The sequence below is a fragment of the Peptoniphilus phoceensis genome (assembly GCF_001517665.2).
Classification (GTDB): Bacteria; Bacillota; Clostridia; order Tissierellales; family Peptoniphilaceae; genus Peptoniphilus_A; species Peptoniphilus_A timonensis.
In genome coordinates, this window is sequence record NZ_LN999808.1 from 47,790 (window position 1) to 68,018 (window position 20,229).

The window sequence follows — 20,229 nt, forward strand, 5'->3', positions numbered from 1 at the left end:
TTCCTCCTAGTTTTTAAACTGTGAATTGTAAAGTTCTGCATAAACTCCATTTTTTTCAAGTAACTCTTTGTGATTACCCTTTTCAACTATATCGCCCTTATCAAGGACCAAAATTACATCAGAATTTACAATAGTCGAAAGTCTGTGAGCAATGACAAAATTTGTCCTTTCTTTCAATAGATTTTTCATTGCCTTTTGAATTAAAGCTTCTGTCCTGGTATCTACTGACGAAGTTGCCTCGTCTAAAATTAAAATCTCCGGATCAGACAAAAGAGCCCTTGCTATTGTAAGAAGTTGTCTTTGTCCTTGAGAAATATTTGAAGCATCTTCATTTAATACTGTATCATAAGACTTTGGAAGCTTCTCTATAAAGGAGTGACAGTAAGCCTTTTTAGCTGCGTCAATAACTTCTTCCCTTGTGGCATCTTGTCTGCCATACAAAATATTATCATAAATTGTGCCCCTAAAGAGCCACGAATCTTGCAAGACCATGCCAAAAAGAGATCTCAAATTTTTCCTAGACACGTCTTTGATATTTACTCCATTTATATTAATACTACCCTTATCAATATCATAAAACCTCATTAAGAGATTTACAATAGTTGTCTTGCCAGCTCCAGTGGAACCAACTATGGCAACAGTTTTATTTTTCTTGACATGAAGATTTAAATTATTGATGACAGGATTCCTTTTGTCATAAGAAAAATAAACATTTTTAAAATCAATATCTTCCACAGGTCTTTCTATTTCATCTTTTACAATCTCTTCTTCAGGCTCTTGATCCAAAAATTCAAATACTCTTTCAGCTGCAGCAATAGATGCCTGAAAAATAGAAGCCATCTCTGCCAGTTGTTCAATGGGGTTTGCAAGTCTTCTTACATATTGGATAACTGCTTGTATATCCCCAACAAATAATTTGCCTGACAAAACCAAAAGTCCACCTACAATAGAAAGCATTACATAACCGAGATTTGAAATAAAAGTCATAATCGGCAGCATAATTCCAGTCATAAAAGATGCCTTGTAAGATACCTCATATAAATTTTCATTTATTTCCAAAAATTCCTTCTCCGCCCTTTTTTCATAATTAAAAGCCTTAATTAATTCTGATCCAGAAAAGTTTTCTTCTACAAATCCAACCATGGATCCTAAACCTTGAGACTTTCTCCTAAAATATCCCTGAGATTTTTTTGAAATAAATTTAGTAGAAAAATAAGTCATTGGCAAGGTAAATAAAAAGACCAAGGTTAGAGTTGGAGAAATTTTTATCATAACTGTGAAAATTCCAACTATTAATACAATAGACGAAAGAATAGATGAAATAGTTTGTTGCAAGTTTTTCCCCAAGGTTTCAACGTCATTGGTCATCCTAGACAAGAGATCTCCAGTTTTATTTTTATCATAATAAGAAGTTGGAATGTACTTTACCTTTTCAGAAATCTCTCTTCTAAATTTTGCAATTAAATCTTGTGTGACATTAACTAAAATTCTTCCCCTAAAAAATTCAAATACCCCTTGGAAAAGATAAACAATTCCAAGAATTAGGCAAATCTTTATCACATATTGAAAGTCAATTCTTGTATTCATCTTTAGATTTTCAAAAATCCTTGTAGTAATATTTCCCATGAGTTTTGGTGAAATTATCTCAAAAATCGAAGATCCAATAGTTAGAAAAATAGAAAGAAATAGGAAAAACTTATAATCTTTGAGATAGGATATTATCCTAATTACTGCCTTGTTATTCTTCTTCATAAGCTTGCCCCTGACTAATTGCTATTTCTCTATAAACTTCATTTGTCCTCATCAAATCTTTGTGATTGCCATATCCAGCAACTTGTCCATCTTCTAGGACCAAAATCTTGTCGGCATTTAAAATTGTCGCCACTCTTTGTGCAACTACAATTACAATTTTATCGTCTAACTTTTTCTTCAAAATCTGTCTAAGTTCGTAATCCGTCTTATAATCTAAAGCAGAAAAAGAATCGTCAAAAATATAAACTGAAGCATCTCTGGTTAGAGCCCTCGCCATGGCAAGTCTTTGTCTTTGACCACCAGATAGATTTTTTCCTCCTCTTGAAATTTTCTTTTCCAGTGGATTTTCACCTAAAAATTCTTCAGCTCTTGCATTTTTAAGAGATTCTAACATTTTATCATCCTCTGCATTTTCCTTTGCATAGGATAAATTTTCAGAAACAGTCTTTGAGAAAAAGAAATTCTCCTGTGGTACATAAGAAATTTCCTCTCTCACATCATAATTATTTAAAGATTTAATATCAAATCCATTTATGAAAAGTTCACCATCTCCTGGCTCATAAAATTGCAACAATAATCTCAAAAGGCTGGATTTTCCAGATCCAGTACCTCCAATAATGCCTAGAGTTTCTCCCTTCTTAACATGAAAATTTATATCTCTTAAAACTTTCATGCTTGCATCAGGATAGGCAAAGGAAAGATTTTTTGCTTCAATTTCATAAATTTCTTTAGACAAGTTTTCTTCTCCACCAGTTTTTGTAGATTCGTAGTCTAAAACTTCGTTGATTCTATCCATAGAAGCATAAGTCCTGGGAATAAGTGACAAGAGAAAACTCATCATAATCATTGCAGATAAAACTTGAGTGATGTATTGAATAAATGCCATTAAATCTCCTATGCCCATCTCTCTAATATCAATAAGCCTTGCCCCAAAGTAGAGGACAAAAATTATGCCAAAATTTAAAATTGTTCCAAGCATAGGTCTAACATTTACAAGAAGTTTATTTACCTTAGTCGCCATTTCTTGATAAGAAATATTTGCCTCATCAAAAATTTCCTCTTCATATTCATCCTTAGAAAAAGCTCTTATTACACGAAGTCCAGTGAGTCTTCTCCTAAAAAGTTCATTTAACTTATCAAGTCTTTTTTGCAAAATTGGAAAATAAGGAATTCCCTTTTTAAAAACAAAATAAATTCCAAGACCAATAAAAGGAATAGTTATGGGAAAGACAAGAGAAAGCCTCATGTTAGTGGAAAGTGCCATAATAAGTCCACCTATAAACATAAGTGGTCCCCTAATAAGAGGTCTAAGTCCCATTAAAACCATTTGCTCCACTTGATTTACATCATCAGTCGTCCTTGTGATAAGTGATGAAATAGAAAAATGTTCCACATCATCAAAGCTCAGATAATTTATTTTTTTAAATAGTTTGTATCTTAAATCCCTAGAAAAAGCCATGGTAGTTTTTGAAGAATGGTAGGCAGCAGAAGCTCTGCACATAACGGTAAAAATAACTACCAAAATCATAAGACCACCAATTTTTAGAACATAATCTGTGTCACCATAAGCCACACCCTTATCAATGACAAGACTCATAAGCTTTGGAAGAAAAAGTTCCCCAAGAGCATTGCCAAAAGTAAGGAGGATGACCACAATTATTCTAATCTTATATTTATTTAATCCTTTATATATACTCATAAATCCTCCATATAAATATTTTAACATATATAGATTTAAAAGAAAATTTACCGAATTAAAAAGAGACTCAAATTAACGAGTCTCCTAAATATTTTATAAAATTTTTATTATCTTTTTAGCGAATTGTTCCTGAATAAACATTTTCTTACCTACTGTGTAATATTATTCTATTCTTCTATATATTCCACCCCAATTTCTGTTAATTTATCTTGTAACCAAGGTCTATCATAATTTGCATCTTTTTCTATTATTTCTAAAAGATTATCTTCATTTTCTTTGATTTTAATAGCTTTTTTTAACACATCTTTTGCTTCACTAGGCTTTATAACGATAATTCCATCTTGATCACCTACCACTATATCTCCTGGACTAACTAATACTCCTCCTATAGAAATAGGAAAATTAATATATCCTGGTCCGTTTTTAAAAGGTCCGTTAGGGGTTTGTGATTTAGCATATACCATAAAGTCTTTAAACTTTGATAAGCTATCTACATCTCTTATAGCCCCATCTATTACTATACCCTTAGCTCCTAATTTTTTTATATAACTTATCATAATTTCGCCAGTTATTGCTCTGTCTTCATATCCACCTGCATCTATTAATACAACGTCACCTGGTTTCACTAAATCTAATGCTGCGTGAAAAAACAAATTATCACCAGCCCCAACTCTAATAGTGAAAGCATTACCAACCATATTCCCTTTATTTATGGCTTTTATTTCACTTGAAATTGCACACATTCTTCCCATAACATCGTCTATATTAGCGACTGGAATACCTTTAAATTGTTCAAGTACTCTTTTGTCAACCCTCTTAAAATTTTTATTAATCTTATTCAATACTTCCATTTCACACCTCTATTCTAAATTGATATTATCTATAAAATTAATCACTTCTTTATTAGCAATGTATTTAGTATCTAACCTATTTTCTTTACATATTAAAGGTATTAAAGACGACACAAGTTTTATCTGTTCCTCTTTTGATCTAGATCCATACGCACCGCTATGTGGATTTAATAAAACATTATCCATTTTTAAAAGAGGACTTTCTTTACTTATAGGTTCGCATTCAAATGTATCTAAACCTGCATATCTAATTTGATTGTTTTCTAAGGCCCAAACTAAATCTTCTTCATTTATTATTTGTCCTCTAGCCGTATTAATTATAATTGAAGTGTCTTTCATCTTTTTAAATGCTTTTTTGTCAAAAATATGATTAGTTTCTTTTGTTAATTTAGAGTGTATTGAAATTATATCACTTTTTTCAAGTAACTCAGTAAAAGAAACTGATTCTACATCATATTTTTTCAATGATTCCTTACTAATATAAGGATCGTATACTAGAACATTGGCTCCAAAACCATTCCTGACTATTTTATATAATTCTTTTCCTGCAGTTCCAAATCCAAATAAACCTAATGTCATCTCTCTTAAATTTGGTGGTAAATAATACTCACATTTAGGCCAATAACCTTTTCTAATTTTCCTATCATAGTAATTTACATTTCTTATTAAACCTAATATCATCGCCATAGATAAGTCTGCTAACTCTTCAGAACAAAAACCAGGTAGATTTAATACAATAACTTTATTTTTTGTAGCTTCTTCTAAATCTATGGAATTTACTCCTATTCCAAATCTTTGTATATATTTGAGTTTAGGTAATTTCTTTATAACTTTTCCATTTAAAGGTGGGTTCCCAGTAGCAAGAATTGCAGTAGCGTCTTGACATTCAGAAATTATTTCATCTTCACTATTCAAATCTTTTAGTTCTAATAAAATTCCATTATCTTCAAAACTAGATCTTATTTTGTCCAGTTCTTTCTCACTTACGCTTCCATAATTTTTATCGATAACTATTGCTTTAATCACTTTAACAATCACCTTCTTATATATTTTAACTACTAAATTAGTTTGAAGTATTAAAAAAATCAACTATATTTTCTGCTGACATTTTAGCAACTCTCACAGATGCTTCAGATGTATTTGGTGCATAATGAGGAGTCACAATAACATTATCATATTTAAACAGTCTGCTGTCAGAATTTAAAGGCTCTTCTTCAGTAACATCTAAACCTGCTCCTGCGATTTCATTATTTTCTATTGCTTCAATTAAATCATCTTCGTTAATTAATCCACCTCTGCCGCAATTTATAATTATGGCTTCAGACTTCATTAGTTTTATCTCTTTTTTAGATATCATATGTTTTGTTTCTTCATTTAAACCTACATGTAATGATATAAAATCACTATTTTTAAATAAGTACTCTAAATCAGAAACAGAATTGACATAGTTGGGTTTTTGTTTTAAATACGGATCATATACTAAAACATTCATATTAAATCCTTTATATGCAATACTCCCTACTAAGCTTCCTATATGTCCAAATCCAATTATCCCTATAGTTTTACCATACAACTCCTGAGAGTTAATTAGATTTTTAGCTTTAAAACCAATTTCTTTATATTTATTTGAAATATATTTAATATTCTTACTTAATGATAGTAATAACGCAAATGTATGCTCTGCTACAGATAATGAATTGGCACCCGGAGTTGTCGCAACTATAATATTGTTATCTTTAGCAAAATCAACATCAATATTATCTATACCTACTCCATGCTTAGCTATTATTTTAAGTTCATTACATTTGGATAGTATTGATTTATCAAGATTTATGACTCTAACAATTGCACCATGAGATTCTTCTAAACTTTTTAACATTTCCTCATAACTTAACTCCCATCCTTTGATAACTTTAAAGTTATTACTTTCTAAAATATCTACTGCAACTTCATTTATTTCTTCTGTAATAGTAATTTGTTTCATTGTACATCAATCCTTTAACCCTAATTTTTCTATGCAATTTTCTATATTTTGTAACCCTTGTTTTATATCATCTAAACTAGCTGCATAAGATAATCGTATGTATTCTTCTCCATTCTTTCCAAATACATTTCCAGGAACCACCGCTACATTTGCTTCTTCTAATAAATAATCACAAAATTCTTCACACTTCATTCCAGTTTTACCAATATTTATAAAACAATAAAAAGCACCCTTAGGCTTAATTAGCTCAAGCTCTTTAATTTTATTTATTCTATCTACTATATAATTCCTTCTTTTTTCATATTCTTTCACCATTTTATCAACTTCATCTTTTTCGTCAGAAAGTGCTACTACACCTGCATCCTGAACAAAAGAGGTAGCGCACGCAGTATTATGTTGATGTATTTTATTGATCTGTTTAATTAAATATTCTGGACCTGCAATATATCCTAGTCTCCAACCAGTCATTGAATAAGCTTTTGAAAAACCATTTAATGTAATCGTCCTTTCCAACATTCCATCAATACTAGCTATACTCTTATGTTTAAAATTATCATATGTAATCCTTTCATATATTTCATCTGATATAACAAACAAATCTTTTTCTTTTGCTACTTCTGATAGTTTCATCAGACAATCTTCATCCAAAACACTTCCAATTGGATTATTCGGATTAATGATTACTATGGCTTTTGTTCTGCTGCTAATCTTAGATTTAAGCTCTTCAAAATCAATTTGATAATCATTTTTGGCTAACAAAGAATACTGTATAGATTTCGCATCTAAAACTTTTGGTATATTCAGGTAATTTAACCATCCTGGATCAGGAATCAATACTTCATCACCAGGATTTAATATTGTTAACATTATATCTAGAATAGCTTCAGCTAAACCTGCTGTTACTAAAATATTATTATAATCACAATCGATATTATTATGCTCTTTTAGTTTTTTTGCAATTTCTTTTCTTAACTCATCTGTTCCATAATTGGATGTATAAAACACCCTTCCTTCATTTAGACTTTTTATACATGCATCTTTTATATATTTGGGTGTATCAAAATCCGGTCTCCCCAATTCAAAATGATAAACACGTTTCCCTTCTCTTTCTAATTGTAGAGCTTTTTCATTTACTTTTCTTATGCCTGATGGTGTTAATTTATCCATTCTTTCTGCTATAATATTTTTCATTATGTTTTCTCCTTTAGTTTTAAATTTGTAATAACTTAAATAATTGTCCTATATTTTATTTACAATCTAGACTATTCGTAATTATGTTAAATGATTATATATTTACAAGCATTCTATTTTAAACTCTCATGAATTCAATAAATTAAGTCAAAGATTCCATTTTATTCCTCTTCAAAAAGCCATGTTGCACCTCTTTCAGCTGGTTCAACTAACCTTCTGTATACTTTAAGCAGTTTTGTTATCTTCTTTTCTGGAACTTTTAATTTTTTTCTTCTTTCTTCTAACACTTCTTCTGATACTTCTAAATTTATTGTATTATTATTTAAGTTAATTTCTATAATGTCACCATTTTCAATTAGTGCTATTGGACCTTTTTCATATGCCTCTGGTGATACATGTCCTACACATGGTCCTCTCGTAGCTCCTGAAAATCTTCCATCTGTTACCATAGCAACAGATTTGTGTAACCCCATTCCAACTAACATAGCTGCTGGTATCGAAAGTTCTCTCATTCCAGGTCCACCTTTCGGTCCCTCATATCTAATTACTAGAACATCTCCTTTTTTAATGTTGGAATTTTTTAAAGATTCCATGACCTCTTCTTCACTATTAAAAACAACTGCTGGTCCACGATGGTAATACATTTGCTTTTCTACACCACTTCTTTTAACGATGGATCCATTAGGTGATAAATTTCCGTATAAAACTGAGAAGCATCCTCTATCTTCAATAGGATTGTCAGATAGCTTTATTAAATCTTTATTTTTTATCTTTGCACTTTCTACAATATCTTTGATTTTTCCATTCATTACAGTTTTTGCTTCTAAATGCAAATAATCTTTTATAGCATATAGTGTTGCACCAACTCCTCCGGATCTACTGTAGTCCATAAGGTTATATTGAGAAGATGGTTTCCATTTTGCTATTAAAGGAATATCTTTTTGAATTCTGTCAAAATCTTTTAAATCCATGTCGACTCCTGCATATTTTGCTATTGAAATTATATGTAGAGCAGCGTTTGTTGAACCGCCTGTTGCTGAAATATGCATCAAACCATTTTCTATTGAGTTTTTATTTATAAATTCCCTAGCTCTTATGTCATGCTTTACTAACTCTATAATTGTTTCTCCTGCATCTCTTGCTTGTTTTTGTTTTCTTGCCGATGCAAATGTTTCAGTTGTTGATCCAAGAGGACACAAACCTATTACTTCTGCAAACACTCCTAATGTATTAGCTGTTCCATACATAGAACAAGTCCCGCATGAGTTGCATATATTTTCTTTTAAATCTTGAAATTTTTCGTCACTTATTTCACCGCTATTCCATGTCCCAATAAGTTCTTTCAGGTCTGGTGTTGAATATGTTTTCTCTTCACTTGTATAAGGTAACATAGCTCCTGCAGTTAGTATTATACTTGGAAGGTTTAGTGCCCCAGCCGCCATCAACATACCTGGAATAATTTTGTCACAAGAGCCTAAGAAAACTAAACCATCGAACTCATGGCTCCTAACCATTGCTTCAATATTAGATGCTATTAGGTCTCTTTGCATTAGAATATAATTCATCCCACGTAACTGTGCAATTCCATCGCAGGGCGCAGGTACATTGAATTCAACAGGTGTTCCTCCTGCTGCCCATACTCCTTGTTTAACGCTATCTGCTAATTCTCTCAATGGTTTGTGTCCTGGGTTTGCTTCTGTCCAAGAATTTACTATCCCTATTGTTGGTTTAAATATGTCTTTTTCTCTTAATCCAGTTGCACCCATTAAACCATGATAATAAGCTTCATAATTTGTATTACTTTCCATACTACTTCCTCTTCTTTAAAAACTTTGACTGTGCTTTGAAATAAACTGATATAATACACTTTATAAACTAGTATCAGAAAGAGGACCTTCTTAAAATAGACCCTCTTTCAATTGAATGCCAAAATCTAATTATTAATATTTTAACTTTCTTTTGTTTTAAATAAATCCTAAGAAATATAGAATTAAGGTCATAGTACAGCAACCTAGTCCACTTAATAATGTGGCAATACCTATAGATTTAAGTCCTTGGTCAAAAGACATATTACATAAAGTTGTATTTAGCCATAATCCTGATGAGTTAGCATGTGAGAATATAATGCCACCTGATCCAATAGCTAGAAAAGCTGCTAAAGGAGTTATACCTAGAGTATTGAGCATTGGTGCAACTAATGCAGATGTTGTTGTCAATGCTAAAGTATTTGAACCTGTTATTATTCTAATAAGTATAGAAATTAACATTGGCACAAATATTGGAGCTATGCTTGACTCTACTACTCTCTGAGCTATAATATCAGCAACACCTGAGTTTTTTATAAAAGAACCTAATGATCCACCTAAACAAGTAATAAATATTGGAACGACTGAACCAATAAGCGCATTTTCAAATATATCATTTCTATATTCTTTTTTTTGCCAAAATTTTTCAATTTGTAAAAACATAGCCATGAATACTCCTATAAGGAGTGCAGATAATGGATTACCTACAAATGAAGTTATTTCATTAATCCTAGTTTCTGGATATAGAACACCTACAACATTGTCTATTAGAATTAGGAAAATTGGTATTATTAAAGGAATAATAGATTTACCAAAATTTGGAATATTGTCTAACTTATCCACTTCTGTTATAAATTCATCTTTGGGTTCTATATATTTCTTTATGCTTTTCGCCCACAAAACATTTACGATTGCTCCAGGTATCGCTACCAAGATTCCCCACGGAATAACTTCTCCTAACGATAGTCCTAAGATAGATGCCGCTGCAACAGGCCCTGGAGTTGGTGGAACTAAAGAACTTGTAATAACCCCAACTTGTATTACTGCAGCAAATTGCATCATTGATAGTCCAGTTGTTACAGAAATATTCGAACAAATAGGTATTAATAATAATCCAATTGTATCAGGAAATATAGGTATTCCCATTATAAAACAACTCAATGCTATCGCCCAAAGTACCTTTTTTTGACCAAACCACTTTATAAAAGTATTCGTTATTTTTATAGCTGCTCCAGTTTTACTCAATATCTCTCCTAAAACTGATCCTAAAAATATTACTAATGCTACATTTTTAGCTGTGTTTCCAAAACCCTCATTGATTAATTTTGGCACCTCATTTAATGGCGTTTTAATAGCCACCGCCAAAAATATAGTAACCAAAAGCATACTCATACTGGCATGAACTTTAAACTTACTTACTAATAATAGTAATATTATAATTGCTACAAAGAAAACCGTTAATATATATGTACTATTCATAATATTCCTCCTTTTTTAATCCATCATAATACAAAAATTTATTTTAATAATTAGATTTTTTATACTAAAAATTTTTTAGTGGTAACTTACTACGAGTTGGACTTCCACTGGTGCATTACCTGGAAGTGAATATACTCCAATAGCTGCTCTTGAACAAATTGCAATATCACCTAAGTTCTCGACAATATAGTCAGATGCAAAGTCCGCAATTTTTGAATGTGATGTGAAACCTTCTTCAGCGTTTACATATACTGTCATAGTTACAATAGACTCTATTTCTTGATTATCTTCAAGTGTGTTTTTTATAGCAACAAGTGCATTTTTTGCTGCTTGTCTTACCCCATCTCTGAACTTACTAATATCATCAGAAATCATAATCCTACCTTCTATTATCAATTTTCCATCTAACCTTGGTGTCATACCTGCTGAAAAAATTAAATTTTGTGATTTCTTAGCTGGTATATATTTTCCTTGAGGAATTGGGTTTTTTTCCATTATTTTGACCTGTACCTTTCTATCATTTCTACAATTCTATCTACTGCATCTGATGCTTTTTTAGGATCTTGGGAGAAGTTAAGTCTTATGCAATCATCAAATTGTGGCCCAAATTCTGTACCAACTGTTACTATTACATTTGCGTGAATTCTTAAAATTTTAACAAAATCTCCAATACTTACATCTAGCTTAGGTAGTTTAGGGAATATATAAGATCCACCTTCAGTTGGTCTAATCTTAACTCCTTCAACTTTTCTAAATTTAGCAACTAAGTCGTCTCTAATTTCTTGATGTGCCTTTATCCTGTCTTCTAACCATCCTTCAGGTTCATCAAACCACAAGTCAAGCATTGCTTGGTTATAGCCTGGTGCTCTAAGAGAAACTATAGCCTGAAGTTTTTCCATTCTGTCAATAATTTGTTTAGACCCATAGGCTATACCAAGTCTAAATCCACTCATTGATTCAGTCTTTGATGGTCCCATTATAGTTATTAACTTATCGAAATCTACATCTTCATTAATCATATGATGATATTCACGTCCATCAAAAATTTGTCTTGAATATAACTCGTCTGCAAGTAAAGTAACATCATATTTCTTAGCTAATCTTGCAATCTCTTCAAGCTCTTTCTTTGAGTACACAGCACCCGTTGGATTGCCTGGATTTGTAAATAAGAAAACTCTTACTCCGTCTTTAAAAGCATTTTCTAGAGCATTAAAGTCAATACCTGAACTTCCTGAAGGTGCATTTAAGTAGTCTAATTGGACTGGATAAATATCTGCTTCTAGAAATTCTGCTAATTTTCTATTATCAAAATAATCTGGTTCTAAGATTGCAACCTTATCTTCGGCAGCAATTAGAGAACTCATAGCTAAAAATAATGCTCCCTGTGTTCCTGGAGTTATAATTATATTATTGTTAGGATTTATTTTTACTCCTGTGAAACTTTCAATGTTTTTAGCAACTTTTTCACGAATAAACTTGTGACCCCTGTATTCAGAGTAAGCTTGTTTGCCACCAGCCTTATAGGACTCAATAAATCTTTCTAAAGAGCCTGGTATAGGCGGATGAGCATCTACATCACCATGTGAAAAATCAACAAGCTCTCCTTTTATTTTTTCACCCCTCAGTTCAAGCTTTTCTTCAGATTGAAGTCCTTCTTGACCTGGGGCATTATCAATACCTAATCTTTTAAATTTTTCTTCAACTCTAGTCATTTTTCAACCTTCTTTCTATAAATTAAAATATTTTTATTTCTATGATATAATATTACCAGTAAAACCTTTTCATTGTCTAATACGTATTGTCGTATAAGATTATATAAATTTGATTATAGGAGATATTATGTTTGATTATAATGAATATATTTATGAAGTTTATGTACATAAAAGTTTTTCTAATGCAGCAAAATCTTTATTTGTTTCACAGCCCTCTCTTAGTAATATTGTAAAAAAAGTTGAAGATGATTTAGGCGTCGTATTATTCGATAGAAAATCAAACCCGATTCAACTAACTGAAGCTGGTAAAATTTATATAGATGCAATAGAAAAAGTAATGGAATTAGAGAAAACTACCTCTGAAAATTTAAAAAAATTAACTGACTCTAAACAAAATATTTTTACTCTTTGCGGATCAACTTATTTCTGCACACAAATATTCCCTGAGATTATTGAAGAATACTCTGGGATTGATCCCGAACTAAAAATTGCAATCATAGAAATTGGAACAGGTGAAATTGATGAATTTTTAAAATTTAACCTGGCTGATCTGGGAGTATGTGTCGAAAATTTAAACCAAAAATTATTTAATACACAAGTTTGGTTCAATGAAGAATTAATTTTGGCAGTACCTAAATCTAATCCAATAAATAATAGTTTAGGTGAGTTTGTTTTGAGTTATGAAGATATAACTAATTTGGATACTGTTAGTCGAGAAAAATGTGTTGATTTAAAATTATTTCAAAATGAAAATTTTATTTTCTTAAAAGAAGGTAATGATTTACACGAACGTGCTATGAATATTTGCTACGAATATGGCTTTAGACCAAATATTTTGATTTATATGGATCAGCTACAAACTTCATATGACATAGCAAAATCTGGCAAAGGAATAGTTTTTATTAGAGATCGTATTGTTAAACAGGATAAGTTTAATGATTCTCTGTTTTATTATAAATTAAATAGTGAGTACGCAAAAAGAACTGTAAACTTTTTTTATTTAAAAAATAAAGTTTTATCTGACAAGGAAAAAGATTTTATCAATTACTTAAAAAATTTTCAGCTCTAAATAATTATATGTTAATTCTTATAAGAACATTTAAATGTTTCTATGCTCAAACACTTGAAGTTATCCCTCTTAAATTATAATTTATTTTTAGAAACTATTTTATAAGGAGATAATTCATTAGAATTGGAATTATAGGATACGAAAATGTGTGGAGAGCTTTTGTTAATCTGTTAAATATAACAACAAGAATCTTGCAAATTTAGGAATACAGACTATTTTGAATTATATGCTTGGCAATAAATTGGAAATTTGTAATACCAAGGTAATTGATTTTGATGACTTGATTTTATCTGAAAGCCTAGAGTCAAATGAACTTTATTATAAGAAAATAAATTTTGACTTTTTGATGTCTAATAAAGACATAGATGTACTTATAGAGATACTCCTACAATTCTAAAAAATATTGGTATTGCTCAGAAACATATTGAGGCTGCTCTTTTAAATATTATCAATGTTGTAACTGCAAATAAGGGTCTCGTAATATATAAACACAAAAAATTAAAGAATCTTTCCGGCGGGAGAAATTTAAACGTGGCATTGGTTGCACTGGTGGTGGAGCTCTTTCTCCTCTCAATGCAAGACTTCATGATTTAGCTGAAGCTGAAGTAAAATCAATTGAGGCTGTATTAAATAGAACAAGTAATTTTATTCTGAAGCAAATGGGAAACAATGAAATTACATTTAGTTCTTCCCTAAAAGAAGCTCATAGGATTGGTATACCTGAAGCATATCCAACATATTATATCAGCGGATATGATACAGACACTAAATTGCTGATTTTATCAAATATTTTGATGAATTTAGATTTAAAACTTGAATATATTAGCATAAAGGGAATAGAAAATATAGATATCAAAAACGTCATTTTTGCAAAAAATGATAATATGCGATCTAAACTAGTAGAATCTGGTGTCAGAAATGACGATAAATTAAGTTCTGAAGCTGTATTAAAACTAGTTGATGAAGATAATACTTTATATTCAATTAACAAAAAAACAAAAGAGTTAAATATATGACAGATACTATTGGTGAATTAGTTGTATTCGAAAAAGAATCTAGTCCAATACAGCTGGCACATCAATTTTTATAGATATAATAAATATGTTAATTTAGTCAAAATTTATATATTAAATCTTAACTTTTTTTCACAACTTTATAAAATTCACCCTCTATATTTAAAATATAATTTAATAGATTTTTTATTTACTTTTGATTCGTTATTATATTCTATTCAATAAATCTTTTCTATTATTCTAAAATTTTTTATAAACTGTTTTCTTACAATTCTTTATATCAACTCCAAAAATTTACATTAAAAAAGAGGGAGCATAAACTCCCTCTAATTTTTTATTTATTAAGATTGTAATCCAAAGGATTAGTCAATAATCTTTGATACTACTCCTGATGCTACAGTTCTTCCACCTTCACGAATAGCGAATCTTAGTCCTTCGTCCATTGCGATTGGTGTGATTAGTGTTACTGTAAATGTTGAGTTATCTCCTGGCATTACCATTTCTACGCCTTCTGCTAGTTGGATATCTCCTGTTACGTCTGTTGTTCTGAAGTAGAATTGTGGTCTGTATCCGTTAAAGAATGGAGTGTGTCTTCCTCCTTCTTCTTTTGTTAGTACGTACACTTCTGCTTCGAATTTTGTGTGTGGGTGAATTGTTCCTGGTGCTGCTAGTACTTGTCCTCTTTGGATTTCTTCTCTTTGTACTCCTCTTAGTAGGGCTCCTATGTTGTCTCCAGCTTCTGCTTGGTCTAGTTGTTTTCTAAACATTTCTACACCTGTTACTACTACTTGTCTCATTTCGTCTGTTAAGCCAACTAGTTCTACTGTGTCTCCTACTTTTACTACACCTTGTTCTACTCTTCCTGTTGCTACTGTTCCTCTTCCTGTGATTGAGAAGATGTCTTCGATTGGCATTAGGAATGGGTGTTCTGTGTCTCTTGCTGGTGTTGGAATGTATTCGTCTACTTCTTCCATTAGTTTTGCTACTTTGTCTCCCCATTCTCCGTCTGGATCTTCTAGGGCTTTTAGTGCTGATCCTACTACGATTGGTGTGTTGTCTCCATCAAAGTCGTATTCGCTTAGTAGATCTCTTACTTCCATTTCTACTAATTCAATTAGTTCTGGATCGTCTACTTGGTCTTCTTTGTTTAGGAATACTACAATCTTAGGTACACCAACTTGTCTTGCAAGTAGGATGTGTTCTCTTGTTTGTGGCATTGGACCGTCTGCTGCTGATACTACTAGGATTGCTCCGTCCATTTGTGCTGCTCCTGTGATCATGTTCTTAACATAGTCAGCGTGTCCTGGGCAGTCAACGTGTGCGTAGTGTCTTTTTTCTGTTTCGTATTCTACGTGAGAAGTTGAGATTGTGATTCCTCTTTCTCTTTCTTCTGGTGCTTTATCAATGTTTGCGTAATCTACGAATTCTCCGCCGCCAAATCTCTTGTTCATTACAAGTGTGATTGCAGCTGTAAGAGTTGTTTTACCGTGGTCAACGTGACCAATTGTTCCAATGTTTACGTGTGGTTTATTTCTTTCAAATTTTGCTTTTCCCATTATATTCCTCCTGGATTTTTAAATTAAGTTCATAATACCTCATATTGGATTTTTTTTCAACATTTAAGGCACTTTTAAGCCTTAAATTGCTTCCATTTTTCTTCTCACAAAGGTATTCATAAAATATGATATAAAAAGTACTGATGCAAATTCTGCAATTACATATCCCCACCAGATTTCGTTGACTGTAAAAAACCTAATGGCAATGTAGGCTACTGGCAAAAGGACAATAATTTGTCTTAGGATAGAATCTAGTAGTGCCAAGATTCCATTGCCAAAGGCTTGAAAAATACTTGTTCCCACTATTGATATACCTGCAAATACATAGGACAAGGCACAAATTCTAAGCATTGGTACACCAATTTCAAGCATCTTTCCTGAAGCAGAGAAAATTCCTAGGATTTCTCTTGGGAAAGAAATAATAAGTACTGACACAATTAAAGTCATTACTGTTACTGTTGTAAAGGCAAGTTTAATTGATTTTTTTATCCTGTCTTTATTTTTTGCTCCATAGTTATAGGCAATTATTGGGACAAGACCATTGTTTATACCAAAAATTGGCATAAAGACAAAGGACTGAACCTTGAAATATGCTCCAAGAGCTGCTATGGCAGATGTAGAAATTTCTGATAGCATTTTATTTAAAAGATAAATAGTAAAGGACTGAATTGTTATTGTAATCATGGATGGCACGCCCACAACATAAATTGCCTTTATAATTTTTGGGCTAAGGGATGGCTTCTTAATAGTAATTTCTGGATTAAATTTGTGTTGCAAAAAGCTTCCAAAGATTGCTCCAATAATTTGTCCCGTTACTGTGGCAACTGCTGCACCCTTTACTCCCATAGCAGGCAGTCCAAAATAACCAAAGATAAAAATTGGATCTAGGATTATATTTAGTATTGCTCCAGTGAGTTGTGTGAGCATGGTGAAAACTGTCCTACCTGTTGATTGAAGAGTCCTCTCTAAAAATATTTGGGTGAAAAGTCCCATGGAAAGACCCATTACAATTTGTAGATAGTCCACACCATAATTTATTATATTTTGATCTGTAGTTTGTGCAGACAAAAAGGGTCTTGGTAAAAATCTTGATAAGACTAAAAGAAAAATTCCATATAATAGGGCAAGGCTCAGACCGTTTTCTGCCGTCTCATTGGCACCCTTAAAATTCTTTTCTCCCAAGTATCTCGATATTAATGAACTCATACCAACTCCTGTTCCCACTCCAATTCCTATCATTATATTTTGTATGGGAAAGGCAATGGAAATAGCTGTAAAAGCCTCTTCATTTATCTTTCCAATATAATAGGAGTCCACCAAGTTATACATAGATTGGATAAACATGGAAATTACAATGGGAAAGGAAACTTGAAATAAAAGTTTTGGAATTGACATAGTCCCCAATTTATTTTCATTGTTTTGCACTTAATCACCTCTTAACTTTTTTATTATAATATTAACTTTTCTATTATATATGAGATTATAAGATTTTTGAAGTATAAAAAAGAAGTTAGGAAAATTCCCAACTTCTTAAATATCATTTTTTTCTCTTAACAGTAATAATATATTTGTAATAGTATAGATAAATAAAGTTAAACCAATAAGACTTATTATATTTTCAACAATTTGAAAAAAAGTTAAATACTTTACGCTTTGACTTATATCTCCTGTGATTTTCCATGTAATATGATTTATAAAATAAATTATAGAATCAAAACCTAATCCACGACTTCCAAATAGCATCATTACTATCGAACTAATTAAATATAAAAAATATTTTAATACTTTATAAATTTTTTCCATCGTAATCTCCTTTATATTAATAAAAGCTATGTCTACACTAATCTCTTTTATTAATATAATATAAACATTGGAAACATCTTCTCTCTTTTAGCTTAATATAACATTTGCTTGTTTTTTAGTCAATACGTTTTCCTGTTGCTTTTTTCTTTTATACTATTTTTTGTCTATGTGTTAAAATAAAATTAATGAGGTGATTTAGTGAAATTATTAATTACAAGTAATATCCCAGAAGATATTTACAAGGACTTAGATAAAAATTTTGATATAAAATACCACGACTCCAACGTCCCACTAACAAAAGAAGAAATTATGGAAATGATTAAGGGACAAGACGCCCTTCTCTGTCCCCTATCAGACAAGATTGACAAGGATATAATTGATGCAGGAAATTCTTTAAAAATAATTGCAAACTATGGAGCTGGCTTTGACAATATAGATATTGATTATGCAAGAGAAAAAGGAATTGTTGTTACAAACGCACCTGCTCCTGCCTCCGCTGTATCAACTGCAGAACTTGCTTTTGGACTTATGCTTGCTGTTGCAAGAAAAATTGTATCTGGTGACAAAGTAACAAGAGCCGGAGAATTTTATGGCTGGAGACCAACTTTTTATCTTGGAAGTCAACTAAAGGGCAAGACTCTTGGCATAATTGGTCTTGGAAATATAGGAAAGAACCTTGCAAAAAGAGCTCAAGCTTTTGAAATGAAGGTAATTTATTATTCCCGCACAAGAAAAGAAGATTTTGAAAAAGAATTTGGCCTTGAATATATGGAAAAAGATGATGTAATTAAATCTTCAGACTTTTTAAGTCTTCACACTGCCTATGTACCTGAACTTCACCACATGATCTCCAAAAAAGAACTTGAAATGATGAAAAAATCTGCTATATTAATAAATGCGTCAAGAGGTCCAATTGTTGATGAAGAGGCTCTTGCAGATGCTCTAATAGAAAATAAAATCACAGGCGCTGCCCTTGATGTTTATGAAGACGAACCTAGGGTAAATAAAAAATTAGTAGACCTTGATAATGTAATTCTCGCTCCTCATCTTGGAAATGCAACTTTTGAAGCAAGACTTGAGATGGGCGAAAATGCAAGGGACAATTTAATTGATTTTAAAGATGGAAAAAGTCCAAAGAACAAAGTAAACTGAGGTGTAAAATGATAAATTATTACAGTCCACAAGAAATGGGAATATGGTCAGGAAGAATTGACGACGAAAATGATTATGAATCTTTTAGATGGCATCAATGGGTTGAAGCACTTGATTTAAATGATGAAAGTCTAAGTCCTTTTGAAGGAAAGTTGGGATTTGGCATCATAGGATTTGAATCTGACCAAGGAATTGAACTCAACAAGGGAAGATTTGGTGCTGCCGCAGGTCCTGCTGCCATTAGAAAGGAACTTGCAAAACTTCCTTGTCAATTTTCCAAAGAAGTAAAGATTTTTGACTGCGGAAATGTCACAAGTAAATTCACAACTCTTGAATCAAGCCAAGACGAACTAGCAAAGGCTGTAAAAAGAGTTTTAGAATTAAATTTATTCCCACTAGTCTTAGGTGGCGGACACGAAACTGCCTTTGGTCACTACAAGGGAATTTCAACTTACCTTGATGATAAAGAAGACAAAAAACTTGGAATTTTAAATTTTGATGCTCACTTTGACCTTAGACCTTATGAAAAGGGAAATGGAACAAGTGGCACAATGTTTAGACAAATTGCAGATTACACACAAGAAAAGGGAACTGAATATGCCTACTATGTAATGGGAATTCAAAAACACTCCAACACTCTTGCACTTTTTAGAACAGCTGAAGATTTAGGAGTAAAATATGTTCTTGGAAAAGATTTAATAAACGGCAACTTCTTTGAAATTGTCCACGAACTTGATGAATATATCCACGAACAAGATCACCTTTATGTGACAATTTGCATGGACTGCTTCACATCTTCTTTTGCACCTGGTGTTTCTGCACCACAAGCTCTTGGTGTTGACCCAGAAAAAGTAATCTTGCTATTAAAGCACGTATTCTCAACTGGAAAGCCAGTTAGCTTTGACATTGCAGAAGTATCTCCAAGATTTGACCACGATTCTGTAACTGCCAACTTGGCATCAATTTTAGTTTACACAGTTGTATCAACTATGGCACAACACGTTTTGGGAAAAGAAAACAAAAAATATATCCCACAATAATTTAAATTTTATAATCACAATAATTTTTGAAAAATAAATTTTATATAAGTTCAATAAAACCACAAAGAAGTCTAAAATTCTTGTGGTTTTATTTTATTTCCTATAACTTTTATAAAATTTTTA

At 31.6% G+C, this 20,229-nt stretch carries 18 protein-coding genes; 5 read left to right on the forward strand and 13 right to left on the reverse strand.

Annotated features, from left to right (window positions below; genetic code table 11):
• Positions 1–6: 6 nt before the first annotated feature.
• From BN3657_RS02270 to BN3657_RS02315, 10 genes are all read right to left on the reverse strand, one after another.
• Positions 7–1,752, reverse strand: a complete 1,746-nt coding sequence (locus BN3657_RS02270; RefSeq protein ID WP_062551599.1) for an ABC transporter ATP-binding protein — start codon at positions 1,750–1,752, stop codon at positions 7–9.
• Complete coding sequence (locus BN3657_RS02275) at positions 1,739–3,451, reverse strand: ABC transporter ATP-binding protein (RefSeq protein ID WP_062551600.1); 1,713 nt, start codon at positions 3,449–3,451, stop codon at positions 1,739–1,741. The genes BN3657_RS02270 and BN3657_RS02275 overlap by 14 nt, the downstream gene beginning before the upstream one ends.
• Before the next feature lie 167 nt (positions 3,452–3,618).
• Positions 3,619–4,302 (reverse strand): RraA family protein, encoded by a 684-nt coding sequence (locus tag BN3657_RS02280; RefSeq protein WP_062551601.1) that lies wholly within the window; start codon positions 4,300–4,302, stop codon positions 3,619–3,621.
• Positions 4,303–4,311: 9 nt separating this feature from the next.
• Positions 4,312–5,328: a 2-hydroxyacid dehydrogenase gene (locus BN3657_RS02285; protein ID WP_222859615.1), complete on the reverse strand. Its 1,017-nt coding sequence runs from the start codon at positions 5,326–5,328 to the stop codon at positions 4,312–4,314.
• A gap of 37 nt (positions 5,329–5,365) precedes the next feature.
• Positions 5,366–6,286, reverse strand: coding sequence for a hydroxyacid dehydrogenase (locus tag BN3657_RS02290; RefSeq protein ID WP_062551602.1), 921 nt, complete (start codon positions 6,284–6,286; stop codon positions 5,366–5,368).
• 6 nt (positions 6,287–6,292) lie between these two features.
• Entirely contained in the window at positions 6,293–7,477 is a 1,185-nt protein-coding gene (locus tag BN3657_RS02295) for a pyridoxal phosphate-dependent aminotransferase (protein ID WP_062551603.1), read from the reverse strand.
• Between the two features lie 161 nt (positions 7,478–7,638).
• Positions 7,639–9,285: a dihydroxy-acid dehydratase gene (ilvD, locus tag BN3657_RS02300; protein ID WP_062551604.1), complete on the reverse strand. Its 1,647-nt coding sequence runs from the start codon at positions 9,283–9,285 to the stop codon at positions 7,639–7,641.
• A 156-nt stretch (positions 9,286–9,441) separates the two neighbouring features.
• Positions 9,442–10,761 (reverse strand): GntP family permease, encoded by a 1,320-nt coding sequence (locus tag BN3657_RS02305; RefSeq protein ID WP_062551605.1) that lies wholly within the window; start codon positions 10,759–10,761, stop codon positions 9,442–9,444.
• Positions 10,762–10,836: 75 nt separating this feature from the next.
• The gene (locus tag BN3657_RS02310) at positions 10,837–11,256 is read right to left on the reverse strand and encodes a RidA family protein (RefSeq protein ID WP_062551606.1); all 420 of its coding nucleotides are present in this window, start codon (positions 11,254–11,256) and stop codon (positions 10,837–10,839) included.
• Positions 11,256–12,473, reverse strand: a complete 1,218-nt coding sequence (locus BN3657_RS02315) for a pyridoxal phosphate-dependent aminotransferase (RefSeq protein ID WP_062551607.1) — start codon at positions 12,471–12,473, stop codon at positions 11,256–11,258. The genes BN3657_RS02310 and BN3657_RS02315 overlap by 1 nt, the downstream gene beginning before the upstream one ends.
• 127 nt (positions 12,474–12,600) lie before the next feature.
• Between BN3657_RS02315 and BN3657_RS02320 the strand changes: the two genes are divergently transcribed.
• The 3 genes from BN3657_RS02320 to BN3657_RS02325 all read left to right on the forward strand — a co-directional run bounded on the left by BN3657_RS02320 (position 12,601) and on the right by BN3657_RS02325 (position 14,558).
• Entirely contained in the window at positions 12,601–13,542 is a 942-nt protein-coding gene (locus tag BN3657_RS02320) for a LysR family transcriptional regulator (RefSeq protein WP_062551608.1), read from the forward strand.
• Positions 13,543–13,768: 226 nt separating this feature from the next.
• Positions 13,769–13,939, forward strand: a complete 171-nt coding sequence (locus tag BN3657_RS08480) for a hypothetical protein (protein WP_154664283.1) — start codon at positions 13,769–13,771, stop codon at positions 13,937–13,939.
• A 139-nt stretch (positions 13,940–14,078) separates the two neighbouring features.
• Positions 14,079–14,558, forward strand: coding sequence for a hypothetical protein (locus BN3657_RS02325; protein ID WP_268258897.1), 480 nt, complete (start codon positions 14,079–14,081; stop codon positions 14,556–14,558).
• 359 nt (positions 14,559–14,917) lie between these two features.
• Here the strand turns inward: BN3657_RS02325 and tuf are convergent, their stop codons facing one another.
• The 3 genes from tuf to BN3657_RS02340 form a co-directional block, all read right to left on the reverse strand.
• Complete coding sequence (gene tuf / locus BN3657_RS02330; RefSeq protein WP_062551610.1) at positions 14,918–16,111, reverse strand: elongation factor Tu; 1,194 nt, start codon at positions 16,109–16,111, stop codon at positions 14,918–14,920.
• Between the two features lie 81 nt (positions 16,112–16,192).
• Positions 16,193–17,536, reverse strand: a complete 1,344-nt coding sequence (locus BN3657_RS02335; protein ID WP_187363611.1) for an MATE family efflux transporter — start codon at positions 17,534–17,536, stop codon at positions 16,193–16,195.
• A 105-nt stretch (positions 17,537–17,641) separates the two neighbouring features.
• The gene (locus BN3657_RS02340) at positions 17,642–17,914 is read right to left on the reverse strand and encodes a hypothetical protein (RefSeq protein WP_062551611.1); all 273 of its coding nucleotides are present in this window, start codon (positions 17,912–17,914) and stop codon (positions 17,642–17,644) included.
• A 198-nt stretch (positions 17,915–18,112) separates the two neighbouring features.
• Between BN3657_RS02340 and BN3657_RS02345 the strand changes: the two genes are divergently transcribed.
• The gene (locus tag BN3657_RS02345) at positions 18,113–19,066 is read left to right on the forward strand and encodes a 2-hydroxyacid dehydrogenase family protein (RefSeq protein WP_062551612.1); all 954 of its coding nucleotides are present in this window, start codon (positions 18,113–18,115) and stop codon (positions 19,064–19,066) included.
• A gap of 8 nt (positions 19,067–19,074) precedes the next feature.
• Positions 19,075–20,106 carry a formimidoylglutamase gene (gene hutG, locus BN3657_RS02350; protein WP_062551613.1) on the forward strand — a complete coding sequence of 344 codons (1,032 nt, stop codon included), beginning with the start codon at positions 19,075–19,077 and terminating at the stop codon, positions 20,104–20,106.
• The last annotated feature ends 123 nt before the right edge of the window (positions 20,107–20,229 follow it).